The following is a 14,964-nucleotide window of genomic DNA, read 5'->3' as shown; positions in this document are numbered from 1 at the left end:
CGTGGCCCGTTTGTGGCCGTCTGCGTTGCCGCTCAGACCCGTCCTGTCATGACCAGCCATGTCACAACGGCGGCAAAGATCAAGAGGATGTTGAGCATCAGCGGCGCGATGATGCCGATGAACCGCCCGATCAGGCGATCACGCGGGTCGATCGCGTCGAGGAAACGACGCAACTCCGACTGGGCTTTTTCGATCCGGCCGAAATCGATCTGGCGGCGCAGCTTCGGGTTGTCCCAGAGCTTTTCCATGTCGATCAGGAAACGCACCTCGCGCCGTAGCGCGCGGGGCAGGGTGCCCGGCGCCCGCCGCAGCTTTGCCTGCAGGGTGTTCTTACCCCGCACGCCAAGTTGCTCACGCCACAGAAGCGCGAGTTCGGCATTGGTTTCAGGCAGCGACCGGTTCATCATGGCGCCCTTCTAGCCGGTTGATCCGCAGGCCGAAACAGGGAATTAACGCCCCATTGCCAACCGCGGAGAGAACGCAATGCTCGCCACCTATCGTCAAGGCCCCGACAGCGGAACGCCGCTCCTGATCGTACACGGGCTGTTCGGCTCGGCCCGCAACTGGGGCGTGCTGGCCAAGCGGCTCTCGACGGACCGACCGGTGATCACGGTGGACATGCGCAACCACGGCGAGTCCTTTCGTGCCGAGGCCAATGGCTATGAAGACATGGCCGGTGATCTGGCCAAGGTGATCGAGCAGAATGGTGGGCAGGCCGATGTGCTGGGCCATTCCATGGGCGGCAAGTCCTCGATGCTGCTGGCGCTGCGACGTCCGGAGCTGGTGCGCCAGCTCGTCGTGGCCGATATTGCGCCCGTCGCCTATGCGCACACGCAGCTGCACCTCGTGCAGGCAATGAAGGAGCTGGATATCGAGGGGCTGCGCAAGCGCTCCGAGGCCGACGCGGTGCTGCGCGAACGCGTGTCCGAGGAGTCGACCCGCGCCTTCCTGCTGCAGTCGCTCGACCTCAAATCCGACCCGCCGCGCTGGCGGTTGAATCTCGATGTTCTGGCCGAGGAAATGCACAAGATCCTGTCCTGGCCCGCTGTCGAGGGCTCCTATGGCGGTCGGGTTCTGTTTATCTCAGGTGGCGATTCCGACTACGTTCTTCCAGAGCACCGCCCTGTTATCAGGGGCTATTTCCCCACCGCGCGCTTCGTGAAAATCCCCGGTGTCGGCCATTGGCTGCATGCAGAGAAGCCGCGTGAATTCGAATCGACCATCGCCGTCTGGCTCGATGCCGGCAATTGATCTCGATTAAGGACTCAGTAAGATTTACCATGTTAACGTTGCGTAAGTGGATCAGCCGAAAGGGGAGGATAGGATGATCACACTGGACGATATGGAGGACATGAGCTGCCTCGATCGCGACCAGATTGCAGCCATTGCCGAGCATGAGCACATCAACGACGTCGATGCGACCATGTTGGGTGAGTACCTGATGCACATCCACAAGGGGGCGCAAAAGGTTCAACAGATGATTTGCGACGACATGCGCGTTGCCATGCACAAGGACGACGTCGCGCACGCTGCGGAGTTGTTCCGCACGCTTCAGCATTTCATGAAGGATCACCCGGAGGCGGCGCGCGGCGCTTCATGACTTCTGACATCAAGTTGTTTTCGAACAACTCGGCGGGGATGGATTCACTCCTCGTAGAGTTCCTTCGCAATCAGCCTGGCAACCGGCCAACCAAGAAAAAGGCCGGCAAGAATGGACAGGATGATCGCCGTCGCAGAAACGAAGCCCATCACCAGCGCGGCCACGATGCCGACGCCCATGATGACGGTCGAGGTGATTGCATGCAGCAATAGCGTCAGTCTGAACACGGGCTGGCCTCACGGTTTCGATCAATATGCCGCCGGGTAGCAATCCGGCGGCCGAATGTCGTTGATCCCGATCAAACTCACCCCTGCGATCCGTGGGTGAGTTCCTTCGCAGGACCTATGAAAAAAAGGCATTTCGTGCGATAATAACGGGAGGGAAGCCTGTCGTTTCAGATCGGCTTCCCGTGAGTTCTGCAAGCAGATTTTTCTCACTCAGACCGAGGTTCGTGCCCATGATGGTCTCTCAGAAAATGAAAACCTCCTATCCCAAGCTCAGCGCCTGGATCTATGACAACCTTGCCAAGGTGCCGAAGAATAAAAAGGTCTTCGATGCTTTCGTGAAATATACCGAGCAAAAGCGTGGCGACATGCGCGCGATGCTGACAACCTGTTCGCCCACCCCGATCGTCGATTGCCGGGCGATGGAGAATGCGAACGGGGAGTTTTCTGGCGGAACGGATCCCAACCGGGTCTATATCGACGTCGGGATCTGCGAGAAATTCGAGAAATCCGCCAGTGACGCCAAGGATCCGCGCATGCATATCCTGCTGGAATCCACCCTTCTGCACGAGATGGTCCACTGGGGCGACTGGAAGGACGGCAAGGATCAGGAATATGAAGAAGGCAAGGAGTTCGAGAAAGAAGCCTATGGCAAGGATATCAACCGGTACTGGTAGTTTCATGGCCCTGTCTGTGGTGGCCCTGATCGGTTTCAACTCCTGTGTGGAGGCAAATATGACGAATGTTCCCCTGCTTCAGCTGGTGCTCGACCTGCCCGAATTGCAGCAATATTACCACGTAGACAGTTTGCCGGAGCGCAGCCCGCTGCGGCTGGTCTGTTCGGACCCGGCCTGCGCCGATGCATCGCTGGAGAAATTCGGCGTACCGGTTGAGGTGAGCCCCGCCGCGCCTGAGGGCGATCAGCCCTATCTGGAAATCACCCGCTTTGATCAGCAGTCGGCCTCGGCCGAAGTGGAGTTCCGTTATCCCGTCGAAGGGGTCGTGGGGCGGGTCAGCCTCTCGAAGACCGGTGACGCATGGACCGTAACCGAGGCGCGCCTCGCCGAGTGACGAGGCCCGGGTGGTTCCAGAGGAACGCGGGCGCGCTGTCTCCAGCGCGCTCGGGAAATTCCGTGGCCTTCAGGCGGCTTACGGTGCCAGATCGACGGATTCGATCGTCCCGTTGGTATCGATGATGCAATCCCAGGTCGTGCCGGTGCTGTCCTCGCGCAGCTTGACCATCTGGCCATCAATGACCGGGCCCGACGAAATCAGCGTGGTTGCTCCGGCCCCTTGGGCGGTCACGGCAGCTTTGCAGCTGGCAACCTCTGGCGGATCCGGCTCGACGGTAACACAAGCGGTGAGCGCGCTCAGGGTAAGAAGCGGAAGGGCGAGACGGGTAATGGGCATGGTATCTTCCTTGAAATACGGGCTCGGGCCGAGTCTGGCCCGGCCACGGTTTCACGTTAGCCAAGAAAGCCCATCCGACAAAGAACTGGATTGAAAGCGCGCCGATGCGCCGCCCTTCACATTTTTACCGGCGCGCCGCCGCCAAAGACGTTTTCCCGCGAATAATCACAGGGCGCTTCCTGCATTTCCAGGTGTAGTCCATCGCCCGTGTAGGGATGCGCGCGCGCGAGTGCTTCGTCGAAATCGATGCCGAGGCCGGGGCCGGAAGGCGGGATCAGGTAGCCCTCCTCAAAGGCGATGCTGTCGCCGATCAGCGCACGGTGGAAATCGCCACCGGTTTCGATCGTTTCCACCATCAGCAGGTTGGGCAGGGTCGCGGCCAGTTGCACATTGGCGGCCCATTCGACCGGCCCGGCATAGAGATGCGGCGCGACCTGCGCGTTATAGGCCTCGGCCAGCGCGGCGATCTTCTTCGTTTCCCACAGCCCGCCGGAGCGTCCGGTGGCCGGTTGCAGGATCGAAATCCCGGCGGCCAGCAGCGGCGCGAACTCGGCCTTTGTCGTCAGCCGCTCGCCGGTCGCAATCGGCACCGGGCTTGCCGCCGCGACCCGGGCCATGGCGTCCACGTTGTCGGGCGGGCAGGGCTCCTCGAACCAGAGCGGAAAGAAGGGCGCGATGGCTTCGGCCATGCGAATGGCGCCGCCGGTCGAGAATTGCCCATGCGTGCCGAAAAGCAGGTCGGCCCGATCGCCTACGGCATCTCGGATGGCCCGGCAGAACCGCACCGAGCGCTCGATGTCCGACATCGCCGGCTGGTGGCCGGAGCGGATCGTGTAGGGCCCCGCCGGATCGAACTTGATCGCGGTGAAACCCTGCGCGACCCGTTTTGCCGCCGCCTCTCCGGCGGCGTCTGCATCCACCCAGAACTCCGGCAGGCGGTCGTTTTCGTCCGGATAAAGATAGGTATAGGCGCGCAGCCGCTCGTTCATCCGCCCACCCAGTAGCGCCCAGACGGGCCGCTCGCGCGCCTTGCCGAGAATGTCCCAGCAGGCGATTTCCAGCCCGGAAAAGGCACCCATCACCGTCGGATCGGGGCGTTGGGTGAAGCCCGAGGAATAGGCGCGGCGGAACATCAGCTCCACATTTTCGGGGTTCTCCCCGGCCATGTGGCGCTCGAACACATCCGCGATGACCGCCTTCATCGCTTCCGGCCCCACGACGGCGGCATAGACCTCACCCCAGCCGGTAATGCCACAAGCCGTGGTGAGCTTGACGAAAATCCAGTAGCGCCCGCCCCAGCCGGGTGCGGGGGGCGCGGTGACGATGATGTCGAGATCGGCGAGTTTCATGGCAGCCTTTCGCGGGAGCTCTGCGGTGACGGGACCAGCTTCAGGCTAACCGCTCGGCAAGAGCGTGGGCAATCCGCCTGCGTCACCAGCAAGGCCTGCAGCGACACGGTTGCTCTATCCGCAGGAACAACCGTGTCCGCCATCCGCGTGATCGTGGATATCGGGCAGGGCGGCGGGCAGTTTGCCGCTGGCAAGGGCGGCGGCCGCCGCGGCCGGATCCTTCTCCGACGTCGTGCAGGAGATCACGCCATGCGCGGCCATGCGCCGGATGAAGCCCGGCCCGGCACTCCCCGCGATGACGGCATCCATTGCAAAGAGCGGATGCTCTCCTGCACCGCGGAACTCGTGCAGCGACATCTCCTTGGGCATGTCCAGCTGGCCCACCTCTTTCGCGGGCTGGTCGGGCGTTGCCTCGAAGATCAGAAACCGGCGGGTTCTGCCGGCATGTCCGGTAACGATGCGGAAGTTCTGGCTTGCAACGGCAATGCGCATGGATGGTCTCCATAGGTGGCAGAAGGCATATTTCATTTTTAGCAATGGCCCATCCCGCCATCGGGTGCAACGTGCCTGCCGGCCCTTGAGCCCAGTCCAGCCACGTGATTGGATGCGCCGGGAGACTGGAGGAGAAAGGGTCATGGCATTGAGCAAGATCGCACGAGATGCACTCGAAGAGATAAAGGCTATTGAAGGTATAGGGGTGACCGACGGCCACGAGGCCGAGATCCTCGCGGCCATCGACAAGGCGATGCATCGAGCGATGGAGGTTTGCTGTCGCGAACAGGCCGCGATTGTCGAACAGCATCTAACCCATGCAACGGGTGTTGCCGAGCGGATCAACGAGGAGACGGAGCGCCGTCGCAACCTGCTGATCGCAAATCTCTCGGCAATGCGATAGCGCGCGGAGGTGGCGATGATCGAGGCACTGATCTTCGATGTTTTCGGAACCTGTGTCGATTGGCGCAACTCCGTCGCGCGCGAAGTGGCAGCGGTGCTGCCGGAGGTCGATGCATTCGCTTTCGCCGATGCGTGGCGGGGCGAATACGATCCGGCGATGGCACGGGTGCGCGCCGGCAACCGCGGATATATCCCGCTCGATGACCTGCATCTGGAGAACCTGCATATCGTCGCGGATCGGTTCGGAGTGGAACTCGCGGATCCCGAAGCGCTGAACCGGGCATGGGACAAGCTCGATCCCTGGCCAGATGTCGTTGTCGGGTTGAACGAGATCCGGCGGTCACGGATCGTGGCGCCCTGTTCGAACGGCTCGATCGCCCTGATCACCCGAATGGCGCGCAATGCCGGCTTGCCCTGGGATTGCGTTCTCGGCGCCGACCTGGCGCATGACTACAAGCCCAAGCCGGAGGTCTACCGCGCGGCCTGCGCCGCATTGCGGCTCCCACCGGCGAAAGTGATGATGGTGGCAGCGCATAACAGCGATCTGCGCGCTGCACGCGCGCAAGGTCTGGCGACCGGGTTCGTGCTGCGACCGCAGGAACACGGGGCTCAACAGAACACGGACCTCCTGGCAGAGGACGACTGGGATATCGTGGCAGCTGACTTTCACGAGCTGGCCGCGCGAGTGGCGGGGCAGTAGCGGGAGCCTGGAGCAGGAGTTCTACCGTTTTTCTGTTTGTTGCCTTGGTAGGACGATCCGGCGGATCATGCCTCCGGCGGAGGTATTTGTCGGACAGATGAAAGCAGAAGCGCTCGGTTCATCCTCTTTCTGCAAATATCCCGGGGGGAGCGCTCGAAAGAGCGCGGGGGGCAGCGCCCCCCGGCCGGTACGTTCATTCTGTGCGAAGGGTGTTGAGCAGACAGAACCGGCCTTCATTTTTCATTAACCCTAAAGGGCGTTAAGGTTAACGAGGTTGAGGCCGGGAGCTGCTCCGCCGGTGCACGCCTACATGGTGCGCGGTGCTTCAGAACAGGATCACGTTGCGTCGTGCTCCGCCGGTTTTCGTGTCTGCGATGGCTTCGTTGATCTGTTCGAGCGACCAGCGGCCCGAGACCAGTTCATCCAGTTTCAGGCGGCCTTGCCGGTACAGGTCGATCATCCAGGGGATGTCGCGGAGCGGGACCGCATCGCCCATCTTGGAGCCAACTATACCCTGGCCGGCGGCGGCCATGTCGACTGGCTCGTAGTCGACCTTTTGTCCGACATGCGGCATGCCGACGAGAATGACTTGCCCCCGCGGCGCGAGGTAGTCCAACGCGCCCTGGTAGGCCTGGATTGCGCCGGTGCAGAGCAGCACGGCATCGGCGCCCTTGGGAGCCACCCTGTGCAGCTTGTCGAGCGCTTCGGGGTCATTGGCCAGAATGCCGTCCGTGGCGCCGAATTCCCGCGCGATGGCGAGTTTCTCTTCGCTCATGTCGATGGCCGCGATCCGCGCGGCACCGGCGATGCGAGCGCCCTGGATCGCGTTGAGCCCCACGCCGCCGGCACCGACGACGACCGCGATCTGGCCGGGCCGGAGGGCCGCGGTGTTGACCGCCGCTCCGATGCCGGTGATCACGCCGCAGGAGAGCAGGCAGGCACTCTCGGCGGGCATGTCCTCGGGGATACGGACCAATTGCGACGCGTCCACGGTGACCGCTTCGGCAAAGGCACCGCAGTTCATCGCGCCGAGCACGGGGGCGCCGGCGGCATCGGCGAGGGGGGTGTCCCTGGCCGGGTTTCCGTCGCAATAGGCCGGGTGGCCGGTGGCGCATGCGGTGCAGCTGTGACAGGCGCGGATCAGCGTCACGAGAACCCGGTCCCCTTCGGCGACGGCGGAAACGCCCGGCCCCGCCGCGGTGACGCGGCCCACGCCCTCATGGCCGTAGACGGCCGGCAGCGTGCCGCCCCAGCCGCCGTCGATATAGGAGATGTCGGAATGGCAGATGGCGACCGCTTCCATTTCGACCTGCACCTCGCCAGCACCCGGGGCGGCAAGCGTCAGGGTTTCGATTGTCAGCGGGGCGTTGAAGGCCCGGCAGACGGCGGCTTTGATCGACTTGCTCATGGCACGACTCCCGGCGTGGTTTTGATCAGCTTCCGTCGGGATCCGCCTGCGGCACTCGCGTTCCGGCGACATAAAGGAGCACGCAACCGACCATTAGCGCAGCGGCAAGCAGAAAAGCTGCGCCCGGATGATGGAAGCCCGCGCCGTCGCGAGTCGAAAAATAGAAAACCTGGGTCATCACCAATGGGGCAAGGATCGTGGCCAGCGAGATGGTGGAGGTGATCACCCCCTGCAATTCGCCCTGGGAATCCTCTCCCACGCGTTGGGACATGACGCCTTGCAGGGCTGGAACGGCGACCGAGCCAATGGCGGATATCGGCGTCAGGATGAGGGCGATCGTCCCGGAGGTGACGACGCCGAGCGTGGCCAGGATGGCGACTTCGAAGGTGAGGCCGAAGAGGATCGTGCCATTCTCGCCGAACGTCTTCAGGAACGGCCGCACGAGCCCCGCCTGAACGATCGTGTACCCGATGCCGAACAGCGCCAGCGACAGGCCGACCATGGTGCTGTCCCAGCCAAAACGCACGGGGGTGAAATAGGCCCAGATCGCCGGGTAGACGTAGAGCGCGAATTCATAGATCGCCAGCACCGCGAGCAGCCGGCCGAGTCCGGGCAGGTTGCCGATATGCATGATCGCCCCGAACGGGTTGGCGCGGCGCCAGGTGAAGGGACGGCGGATGCGGTCCGTCACCGTTTCAGGCAAAACGAACCAGCCAAGCACCATGTTCAGCGCGGCAAGGATGGCGGCGACGACGAAGGGGGCGCGCGGCCCGAAGGCGCCGAGCAGCCCGCCCATCATCGGCCCGATCACGAAGCCCACGCCATAAGCGGCATGGGTCAGCGCGAAACGTGGCGCCTTTTCTTCCGGGCGCGAAATGTCGGCGACATAGGCCATCGCGGTGGAATGGGTCGCGGCGAGGATGCCGCCGACGATCCGGGCCGCCAGCAGCATCCAGATCGAGCCGGTCACCGCCATTACGATGTAGTCGGCCGACATTACTGCAAGCGAGGCCAACAGGATCGGTCGCCGGCCCCAGGCATCGGACAGCGAGCCGAGCACCGGGCCGAAAAGAAATTGCATCACGGCAAAGCCCGTCGCCAGGATTCCGCCCCAGATTGCCGCCTCGCTGAGCGAGCCGCCATTCACGTCGCGGATAAGCTCCGGCATGACGGGCAGAATCAGCCCGATCCCCATCGCGTCGATAACCAGCGTCATCAGGATGAAGGCGAGGGCCGGGCGGTTGGCGCCGGGAGCAGTCAGGGTCTCCGTGCTGTCGGTCACGTCGCGGGGCTTTCACAGATCCGGTCCGGGCATCGGCGGTCTTCCGGCGGATGCCCGGCTCCGAATCTCATAGAAGATGGATCGGGGCAATGGCTATCGCCCGGACCCAACGCCCGTCAGGCGACCTTGCTGGTTTCCAGCTTGTCTTGCGTCCGCATTTCGAAATCGGAAGCGTCATGGCGCTCGTGAAGCTGCTCGGAGAGCGGCCCCGAGGTCCTGTTGACCATCCGTCCGCGTTGGACGGCCGGGCGCGCAAGGATCTCTTTGGCCCAGCGGCGCAGGTGGGTGTAGCTCTCGACATCGAGAAACTCGCCCGCGTCATACTGGTCGCCGAGCACCAGGTTGCCGTACCAGGGCCAGGTCACGATATCGGCAATCGTGTACTCGTCGCCGGCAAGGTAGCGGTTCTCGGCGAGGCGCCGGTCCAGCACATCCATCTGGCGCTTGGCTTCCATGGTGAAGCGGTCGATCGGGTACTGCATCTTCTCCGGCGCATAGGCATAGAAATGGCCGAAGCCGCCGCCGAGGTAAGGTGCGGAGCCCTGCAGCCAGAAAAGCCAGTTGAGCGCCTCGGTGCGGGCGGCGAGATCCTTGGGGAGGAATTTCCCGAATTTCTCGGCGAGATAGAGCAGGATCGCGCCGGATTCAAAGACGCGCAAGCCGGTTTCCGTGTCCAGCAGGGCAGGGATCTTGGAATTCGGGTTCAGCTCGACGAAGCCGGAGGAGAATTGTTCGCCCTTGCCGATGCGGATGAGGAAGGCGTCATATTCTGCGCCTTTCACACCCAACTCGAGCAGTTCTTCGAGCATGATCGTCACCTTTTGCCCGTTGGGCGTGGCGAGCGAATAGAGCTGCAGCGGATGCTTGCCGCGAGGCAACTCCTTGTCATGGGTCGGGCCGGAGATGGGGCGGTTGATGCTCGCCCATTCGCCGCCGCTGCCCGCGTCCCATGTCCAGACCTTCGGCGGCACGTAGCTGACTTCCTTCAGCATGTGATTCAATTCCTTCAATTCTCTCCGCGCGCGCGGCGCACGTCTCTCGGCATTTTATATAGGAAGCGCCCTCAGAGATTCTACCGCTGCAATGCAGCGTGACATTTTCGTGTTCCAGAGCAATTGATTGGGGTCAGTGCCCGATGGCGCGCAGGAACTCGGTCAACCGGCTCGCGTAGGCGTCGGGTTGCTCGACGCAAGGGATGTGGCCCGCGGCGCGGAACAGGTGGAACTCCGATCCCTTGACCAGTTCTGCGGTCTCGCGGACGAGATCGGGCGGGGTAGAGCCGTCCTCGGAACAGGCGATGGCCAGCGTCGGCAGGGTGAGCGCGGCGGTGGTGGCGTAGAAATCGGTGCCCGCGATGGCGTGGCAGGTGCCGATATAGCCCTCTTGCGGTGAACGCGTGACCATGTTGCGCCAGAGTTTCAACTCGGCCGTTTCGCGAAAGGCGCGGGTGAACCATTTCTCCATGATGCCGTCGGCCAGCGCCTCGATGCCGCCTGCCTCGACGGCGGCGATGCGCTCTTCCCACGTGCCGCGCGTGCCGATCTTGGCCGCGGTATTGGACAGAACCATCGCGCGAACAAGGTCCAGCCGCTTGGCCGCAAGCCCCTGCGCGACCATGCCGCCGACGGAGAGGCCGACGAAAACGCACTCCGTGACCGCCAGCCGGTCCAGAAGCCGTTCGGCATCGCGCACCAACGTGCCCATGGCATAGGGCGCTGGCGGGCAATCCGACAGGCCATGGCCGCGCATGTCATAGCGAATGACGCGATAGCTTTCGGGCAGGCGGGCGACAACGTCGTCCCAGATCCGCAGGTCGGTCCCCAGCGAGTTGGCAAAGACGACGGGCGCGCCGTTCGGGCTGCCATCCTCGCGCCAATGCAGGGAAATATCACCGAGATCCGCCATGTGCATCTGTTCATCCTCTTGGCAGGGGTCGCGGCCATCCGTAGCGCCGCGCGTGCATGGACGAAAGGCCGGATTGCTCAGTCCGGCAATGTCTCCAATGCACGGGCGAAGATGGCCGGGTCCACATTGCCACCAGAGGCTGTGACGATGACCGGACCATCGTCCAGCGCGTCGCCATGGAAAAGCGCGGCGGCCAGCGCGGCGGCACCGCCCGGTTCCAGAACGATCTTGAGCCGCAGGAAGGCCAGCGCGACGGCCTTCAGGCATTCCTCGTCCCTCACGCTCAAGCCGGGGCCGCAGAGGCGCTGCATGATGGGGAAGGTCAGCTTGCCGGCGGCGGGCGTGATGATGGCATCGCAGATGGAACGGCTTTGGAACGCGTTGCGCAGCAGTTCACCGGCTGCCAGCGAGCGGGCGACATCGTCGGAATCCTCCGGCTCCACCGTGCGCACCTTGATGCCCGGCGCGCGCGCCTCCAGCGCCAGCGCGATGCCCGAGGTCAGCCCGCCGCCACCGCAGCAGGTGAGCATCGTGGCCCGCTCGATGCCGAGTTCCGCCGCCTGTGCGGCGATCTCCAGCCCGCAGGTGCCCTGTCCGGCGATCACCTGCGCGTCGTCGAATGGCCGCACGAGGCTCAGGCCCCGTTCCTCCGCCAGCCGCTCGCCGATGGCGTCGCGGTCTTCGGTGGCGCGATCATAGAGGATGACCTCCGCCCCGAGCGCGGCCGTGTTGGCGCGTTTGAGCGCGGGCGCGTCCGAGGGCATGATGATGACCGAGGGCAGGCCGTGCAGCTTTGCCGCCAGCGCCACGCCTTGCGCGTGGTTTCCCGAGGAAAAGGCAATCACGCCGCGCGTGCCTTCGGGCAGGGCCGAGATCGCGGACCATGCACCGCGGAACTTGAAGGAGCCGGTATGTTGCAGGCATTCGGCCTTCACATGGACCGGCCGTCCGGCGATCTCGTCGAGAAAAGGCGAGGATAGCAGCGGTGTCCGCCGTGCATGTCCGGCGAGCCGGGCAGCGGCGGCTTCGATGGCGTCGATATTCAAGTAACACTCTCCAGATAGGCGGAAATCACCGCGCGCGATTCCGGCTCGTCGAGGAAGGGCACATGACCCCGGTCGGGCACCTCTGCGAAGATCAGGTCGGGCTTGCGTCGACGCATCTCCTCCGCCGTCTCCCGTGTCAAGATGTTCGAATTTTCTCCCCGGATCAGCGCGACGGGGAAGGGCGCCAGAGCCTCGAAGAGCGGCCATATCTCGGGCAATGCGCCCTCGGCAGCCTGTTCCAGAACCGCGCGGCGCAAGGCGGGATCGTAACGGATATCGAGCCCCTGGGGTGTTTCGAACCAAAGCGCCTCGGCAAATGCCTGCCATGTCGCGCGCGGAACATTGCTGAAACGCGGCGCCATGGCTTCCGGAAGGCGGTCGGCGGCGTCTTCAAAGCTCGAATAGCTGGGCTTGTAGCCGAGATAGCCCATGATATCGGCCAGCCCGGCGGGGTCCACCACCGGGCCGATATCGTTGAAGATGACACCATGCAGCCGTTCCGGATTCACCATCGCCAGTGACATGGCGATAAGCCCGCCGCGCGAGGTGCCAAGGATCGACACCTTCTCCAGCCCGAGGTGATCGAGCAGCGCGACCACGTCACGGGCTTCCTGAAGGACGCTGTAATTGTGAAAGTCGGGGTCACGGTCCGAACGGCCCCGCCCGCGGCTGTCGAGACGCAGGACACGGGCGCGAGAGGCGAAATGCGCCACGACAGGTGCGAAATCGTCCATGTTTCGAGACAACCCGGCCAGGCAAAGCAGCGGATGGCCGTGCCCGGTGTCGTTATAGGCCAGGCGCAGCCCGTCCGGCGTGGTGAAAAACTCGGTCATGGCGCGGTGGCAAGCTCCGGAACGGATTCGAGATCAGTCAAGACATGTGCGGGCCGGTCGGGCAGGCGGTCCATCGGCAGTCCGGCGCGATTGACCCAGATCGTCCGGAAGCCGAAGCCTGCGGCCCCGGCGGCATCCCAGCCATTGGAGGACACGAAGAGAACCTCCTTGGGTGTGCAATCGAACCGGGCACCCACCATGGAGTAGACGCGCGCATCGGGCTTGTAGACCCCGACATCCTCGACCGAGAGCACCGCGTCCAGCAGATCGCCGATCCCGGCGGAGGTGACGGCATCAAGCAGCATTTCAGGCGAGCCATTGGACAGGATCGCCGTGGGAAGCCCGCCCGCGCGCAGCCGCGAAAGCATCTCGGGCACTTCCGGATAGGCATCGAGCTCGCGATAGAGCGCCAAGAGTCGGTCGCGCAGCGTTGCCTGTTCGGACAGTCCATGCGCCTCCAGGGCATAATCGAGCGCATCGACCGTGACCCGCCAGAAGGGCTCGTGCTGCCCGGTAATCGCGCGCAGCCAGGTATATTGCAGTTGCTTGTCGCGCCATGTCGCGGCGAGTTCCTGCCAATGCGCGGCAAGCGCTGCGCCCCCGGGCTCGCGGGACGCCCGACGGGCAGCGGCGGCGACATCGAACAGCGTGCCATAGGCGTCGAATACAGCGACCTTGATCGTCATGTGTCTCTCCCTCGTACCTGAGACTGGCACAGGCAGGGCGGGATGAAAACGACCGATTACGGGGAGGTTGCCTGTCGTTGATAGTCGCGGCGTGTTAATCTTCAGGTGCGCGACAAGCTGGAGAGAGAGTCGAACGGGAGGGTGACATGAGCATCAATCACGGGGTTGTCTGGTGGAGCGAATTGATGACCCGCGATGTCGAAAAAGCCGTGGCCTGGTATCGGGAGGTCTGCGGCTGGAGCATCGAGCCGATGCCGATGGAGCGCGGAACGTATTTCGTTGCGGTGGCGCATGGGAAGCCGGTGGCCGGCATCATGGATATGAGCGGCATGGAGCACCTGGCGGAGGTGCCGCCGCATTGGTTCACCTATTTCGCCGTGGACGACGTGGAACGCGCCATGGAGCAGACCCGCGCCACTGGCGGCGAGGTCATGCGGCCGCCCTTCGACGTCCCTGGCGTGGGGCGGATCGGTATCGTCAAGGACCCGACCGGCGCGGCTCTTGGCTTCATGAAGCCTGTGTTTGAGGGAGATTCATTGGTAGATGCCGACAGGGACATGGAGGAAGAGGAAGTCGAGGCGGACAATTTCCCAATCTGAGGGTCTTTTCCGCGGCAGGCGCCGGCGAATTGTTCCGATCCATCGCGACAGGGAGCTTGGCGTCTTTCCGATCGGATAGGTCGGTTGGGGGGCGTTGCCCCCCGCGCTCTCGTGAGCGCTCCCCCCAGGATATTTGTGGAAAGATGATTTCTGAGGATTTTCGTTTCATCTTTCCCCAAATATCCCCGCCGGAGGCACGATCCGAAGGATCGCTCCCGCGCGCGAAGCGCGCGCCCCCGGGCCGGCAACAAGGGTAACAAAGCGGGAAAACGGGACTTCCGTACAGCGTCTGCAACAAGGGGCGCCCCCAAAAAACGGACGCCCCTTTTTTGATGCGGGATCTTCGTCCGCTTACTCGATCTTGCCAATGGAGAAGAACAGTGTCTCGCCGGAATGGTCGTCGACGCCGTCATTGTCGGTCGAGATGAAAACCTCGCCCGCCGCGTCAATGGCCAAACCCTCGATCTTGTCCTGCACATAACCGTTCAACTGCTTGAGGTCGGGCAGCAGGTCGCGCACCTCTTCCTTGGAGACGACCCTGAGTTCGCCGCCGAGCGGGGTGGGCACCATGTCGGTGGCCGGGATGCGGTAGATCTTCTTGGTCACCGCATCGGCGCCAATCTGGTTGTCGCGCTCGATGACGTAGAACCAGTCGCCATGGGCCACGATCTCGGAAAGGCCGACCCAGCCCTTTTCGGGGGAGGTTTTAGAGCGTGTCGCGTTTAATCGGCCTCATAGCCTGCGGCTTTGAAGTAGTTGTAGCATTCTTCGTCCGAGAAGAGGTTGCAGACCTGTCCGACGGCGGCCCAGAGTTGGTCATAGGTTCGCGCGGCGGCCTTCCTGATCAGTGTCTTGAGTTTCGAGAAGGCCATCTCGATGGGATTCAGATCTGGGCTGTAGGGTGGCAGGAACAGGAACCATGCACCAATCGCGCGTAGGGACGCCGCTGCGGCCGGGGCTTTGTGGCTCGACAGGTTGTCGAGTATGACAACGTCGCCTTCGCGCAGCGTCGGCCCCAGTTGGGTTTC

General features: G+C 63.4%; 20 protein-coding genes and 1 pseudogene. 7 read left to right on the top strand and 14 right to left on the bottom strand.

Features of this window, described 5'->3' with window-relative positions; genetic code table 11:
- Positions 1-32: 32 nt before the first annotated feature.
- Positions 33-407 (bottom strand): hypothetical protein, encoded by a 375-nt coding sequence (locus BLR85_RS21925; RefSeq protein ID WP_093162405.1) that lies wholly within the window; start codon positions 405-407, stop codon positions 33-35.
- 76 nt (positions 408-483) lie between these two features.
- Between BLR85_RS21925 and BLR85_RS21920 the strand changes: the two genes are divergently transcribed.
- Both BLR85_RS21920 and BLR85_RS21915 read left to right on the top strand, forming a co-directional pair.
- Positions 484-1,251, top strand: coding sequence for an alpha/beta fold hydrolase (locus BLR85_RS21920; protein ID WP_093162402.1), 768 nt, complete (start codon positions 484-486; stop codon positions 1,249-1,251).
- Between the two features lie 73 nt (positions 1,252-1,324).
- Complete coding sequence (locus tag BLR85_RS21915) at positions 1,325-1,600, top strand: hypothetical protein (protein ID WP_093162397.1); 276 nt, start codon at positions 1,325-1,327, stop codon at positions 1,598-1,600.
- Between the two features lie 44 nt (positions 1,601-1,644).
- On the opposite strand, the gene BLR85_RS28635 is transcribed toward BLR85_RS21915, so the two are convergent.
- A complete protein-coding gene (locus BLR85_RS28635) occupies positions 1,645-1,827 on the bottom strand; it encodes a hypothetical protein (RefSeq protein ID WP_139188499.1) in 183 nt (60 codons plus the stop codon).
- Positions 1,828-2,075: 248 nt separating this feature from the next.
- On the opposite strand from BLR85_RS28635, the gene BLR85_RS21910 reads away from it, so the two are divergent.
- Both BLR85_RS21910 and BLR85_RS21905 read left to right on the top strand, forming a co-directional pair.
- Complete coding sequence (locus BLR85_RS21910; RefSeq protein WP_170844698.1) at positions 2,076-2,501, top strand: hypothetical protein; 426 nt, start codon at positions 2,076-2,078, stop codon at positions 2,499-2,501.
- 58 nt (positions 2,502-2,559) lie between these two features.
- Entirely contained in the window at positions 2,560-2,895 is a 336-nt protein-coding gene (locus tag BLR85_RS21905) for a hypothetical protein (protein ID WP_139188498.1), read from the top strand.
- A 78-nt stretch (positions 2,896-2,973) separates the two neighbouring features.
- Here BLR85_RS21905 and BLR85_RS21900 read toward each other — a convergent pair whose 3' ends face one another.
- The 3 genes from BLR85_RS21900 to BLR85_RS21890 form a co-directional block, all read right to left on the bottom strand.
- A complete protein-coding gene (locus BLR85_RS21900; RefSeq protein ID WP_093162386.1) occupies positions 2,974-3,234 on the bottom strand; it encodes a hypothetical protein in 261 nt (86 codons plus the stop codon).
- A gap of 116 nt (positions 3,235-3,350) precedes the next feature.
- On the bottom strand, positions 3,351-4,583 hold the full coding sequence (locus BLR85_RS21895) for a mandelate racemase/muconate lactonizing enzyme family protein (RefSeq protein WP_093162383.1): 1,233 nt from the start codon (positions 4,581-4,583) through the stop codon (positions 3,351-3,353).
- A 114-nt stretch (positions 4,584-4,697) separates the two neighbouring features.
- On the bottom strand, positions 4,698-5,075 hold the full coding sequence (locus BLR85_RS21890) for a NifB/NifX family molybdenum-iron cluster-binding protein (protein ID WP_093162380.1): 378 nt from the start codon (positions 5,073-5,075) through the stop codon (positions 4,698-4,700).
- 142 nt (positions 5,076-5,217) lie between these two features.
- Here BLR85_RS21890 and BLR85_RS21885 point away from each other — a divergent pair, with 142 nt between their 5' ends.
- Together BLR85_RS21885 and BLR85_RS21880 are read left to right on the top strand one after the other, a co-directional pair.
- A complete protein-coding gene (locus BLR85_RS21885; RefSeq protein ID WP_093162378.1) occupies positions 5,218-5,478 on the top strand; it encodes a hypothetical protein in 261 nt (86 codons plus the stop codon).
- A gap of 15 nt (positions 5,479-5,493) precedes the next feature.
- A complete protein-coding gene (locus tag BLR85_RS21880; RefSeq protein WP_093162375.1) occupies positions 5,494-6,177 on the top strand; it encodes a haloacid dehalogenase type II in 684 nt (227 codons plus the stop codon).
- 325 nt (positions 6,178-6,502) lie between these two features.
- Here the strand turns inward: BLR85_RS21880 and BLR85_RS21875 are convergent, their stop codons facing one another.
- From BLR85_RS21875 to BLR85_RS21845, 7 genes are all read right to left on the bottom strand, one after another.
- Positions 6,503-7,585, bottom strand: coding sequence for an alcohol dehydrogenase catalytic domain-containing protein (locus tag BLR85_RS21875; RefSeq protein WP_093162372.1), 1,083 nt, complete (start codon positions 7,583-7,585; stop codon positions 6,503-6,505).
- Between the two features lie 25 nt (positions 7,586-7,610).
- Positions 7,611-8,801 carry a TCR/Tet family MFS transporter gene (locus BLR85_RS21870; protein WP_093162446.1) on the bottom strand — a complete coding sequence of 397 codons (1,191 nt, stop codon included), beginning with the start codon at positions 8,799-8,801 and terminating at the stop codon, positions 7,611-7,613.
- Positions 8,802-8,983: 182 nt separating this feature from the next.
- A complete protein-coding gene (gene yghU / locus BLR85_RS21865) occupies positions 8,984-9,859 on the bottom strand; it encodes a glutathione-dependent disulfide-bond oxidoreductase (protein WP_093162369.1) in 876 nt (291 codons plus the stop codon).
- Positions 9,860-9,992: 133 nt separating this feature from the next.
- Entirely contained in the window at positions 9,993-10,778 is a 786-nt protein-coding gene (gene pcaD, locus BLR85_RS21860) for a 3-oxoadipate enol-lactonase (protein ID WP_093162366.1), read from the bottom strand.
- Between the two features lie 71 nt (positions 10,779-10,849).
- On the bottom strand, positions 10,850-11,818 hold the full coding sequence (locus tag BLR85_RS21855) for a threonine ammonia-lyase (RefSeq protein ID WP_093162363.1): 969 nt from the start codon (positions 11,816-11,818) through the stop codon (positions 10,850-10,852).
- The gene (locus tag BLR85_RS21850) at positions 11,815-12,651 is read right to left on the bottom strand and encodes an alpha/beta fold hydrolase (protein WP_093162361.1); all 837 of its coding nucleotides are present in this window, start codon (positions 12,649-12,651) and stop codon (positions 11,815-11,817) included. The genes BLR85_RS21855 and BLR85_RS21850 overlap by 4 nt, the downstream gene beginning before the upstream one ends.
- Positions 12,648-13,337 carry a haloacid dehalogenase type II gene (locus BLR85_RS21845; protein ID WP_093162358.1) on the bottom strand — a complete coding sequence of 230 codons (690 nt, stop codon included), beginning with the start codon at positions 13,335-13,337 and terminating at the stop codon, positions 12,648-12,650. The genes BLR85_RS21850 and BLR85_RS21845 overlap by 4 nt, the downstream gene beginning before the upstream one ends.
- A gap of 146 nt (positions 13,338-13,483) precedes the next feature.
- Here BLR85_RS21845 and BLR85_RS21840 point away from each other — a divergent pair, with 146 nt between their 5' ends.
- Positions 13,484-13,936 (top strand): VOC family protein, encoded by a 453-nt coding sequence (locus BLR85_RS21840; protein ID WP_093162356.1) that lies wholly within the window; start codon positions 13,484-13,486, stop codon positions 13,934-13,936.
- A gap of 351 nt (positions 13,937-14,287) precedes the next feature.
- On the opposite strand, the pseudogene BLR85_RS21835 reads toward BLR85_RS21840, so the two are convergent.
- Positions 14,288-14,644 (bottom strand): annotated as a pseudogene (locus BLR85_RS21835) (esterase-like activity of phytase family protein); the annotation flags it as partial.
- Between the two features lie 14 nt (positions 14,645-14,658).
- On the bottom strand, positions 14,659-14,964 hold a 306-nt coding region (locus tag BLR85_RS21830), incomplete at its 5' end, for a transposase (protein ID WP_170844697.1).

The sequence above is a fragment of the Aliiruegeria lutimaris genome (assembly GCF_900099935.1).
In the GTDB taxonomy this organism is placed as follows: domain Bacteria; phylum Pseudomonadota; class Alphaproteobacteria; order Rhodobacterales; family Rhodobacteraceae; genus Tropicimonas; species Tropicimonas lutimaris.
This window is presented reverse-complemented; position numbering and strand designations above follow the sequence as displayed.

Bases quoted from the DNA above. Each gene is read 5' to 3' on its own strand.
- BLR85_RS21875 (WP_093162372.1), bottom strand. From the start codon at position 7,585: ATGAGCAAGTCGATCAAAGCCGCCGTCTGCCGGGCCTTCAACGCCCCG.
- BLR85_RS21885 (WP_093162378.1), top strand. From the start codon at position 5,218: ATGGCATTGAGCAAGATCGCACGAGATGCACTCGAAGAGATAAAGGCT.
- BLR85_RS21900 (WP_093162386.1), bottom strand. From the start codon at position 3,234: ATGCCCATTACCCGTCTCGCCCTTCCGCTTCTTACCCTGAGCGCGCTC.
- BLR85_RS21870 (WP_093162446.1), bottom strand. From the start codon at position 8,801: ATGACGCTGGTTATCGACGCGATGGGGATCGGGCTGATTCTGCCCGTC.
- BLR85_RS21905 (WP_139188498.1), top strand. From the start codon at position 2,560: ATGACGAATGTTCCCCTGCTTCAGCTGGTGCTCGACCTGCCCGAATTG.
- BLR85_RS21850 (WP_093162361.1), bottom strand. From the start codon at position 12,651: ATGACCGAGTTTTTCACCACGCCGGACGGGCTGCGCCTGGCCTATAAC.
- BLR85_RS21915 (WP_093162397.1), top strand. From the start codon at position 1,325: ATGATCACACTGGACGATATGGAGGACATGAGCTGCCTCGATCGCGAC.
- BLR85_RS21910 (WP_170844698.1), top strand. From the start codon at position 2,076: ATGAAAACCTCCTATCCCAAGCTCAGCGCCTGGATCTATGACAACCTT.
- BLR85_RS21880 (WP_093162375.1), top strand. From the start codon at position 5,494: ATGATCGAGGCACTGATCTTCGATGTTTTCGGAACCTGTGTCGATTGG.
- BLR85_RS21895 (WP_093162383.1), bottom strand. From the start codon at position 4,583: ATGAAACTCGCCGATCTCGACATCATCGTCACCGCGCCCCCCGCACCC.
- yghU (WP_093162369.1), bottom strand. From the start codon at position 9,859: ATGCTGAAGGAAGTCAGCTACGTGCCGCCGAAGGTCTGGACATGGGAC.
- BLR85_RS21920 (WP_093162402.1), top strand. From the start codon at position 484: ATGCTCGCCACCTATCGTCAAGGCCCCGACAGCGGAACGCCGCTCCTG.
- BLR85_RS21845 (WP_093162358.1), bottom strand. From the start codon at position 13,337: ATGACGATCAAGGTCGCTGTATTCGACGCCTATGGCACGCTGTTCGAT.
- BLR85_RS21925 (WP_093162405.1), bottom strand. From the start codon at position 407: ATGATGAACCGGTCGCTGCCTGAAACCAATGCCGAACTCGCGCTTCTG.
- BLR85_RS21840 (WP_093162356.1), top strand. From the start codon at position 13,484: ATGAGCATCAATCACGGGGTTGTCTGGTGGAGCGAATTGATGACCCGC.
- pcaD (WP_093162366.1), bottom strand. From the start codon at position 10,778: ATGCACATGGCGGATCTCGGTGATATTTCCCTGCATTGGCGCGAGGAT.
- BLR85_RS21890 (WP_093162380.1), bottom strand. From the start codon at position 5,075: ATGCGCATTGCCGTTGCAAGCCAGAACTTCCGCATCGTTACCGGACAT.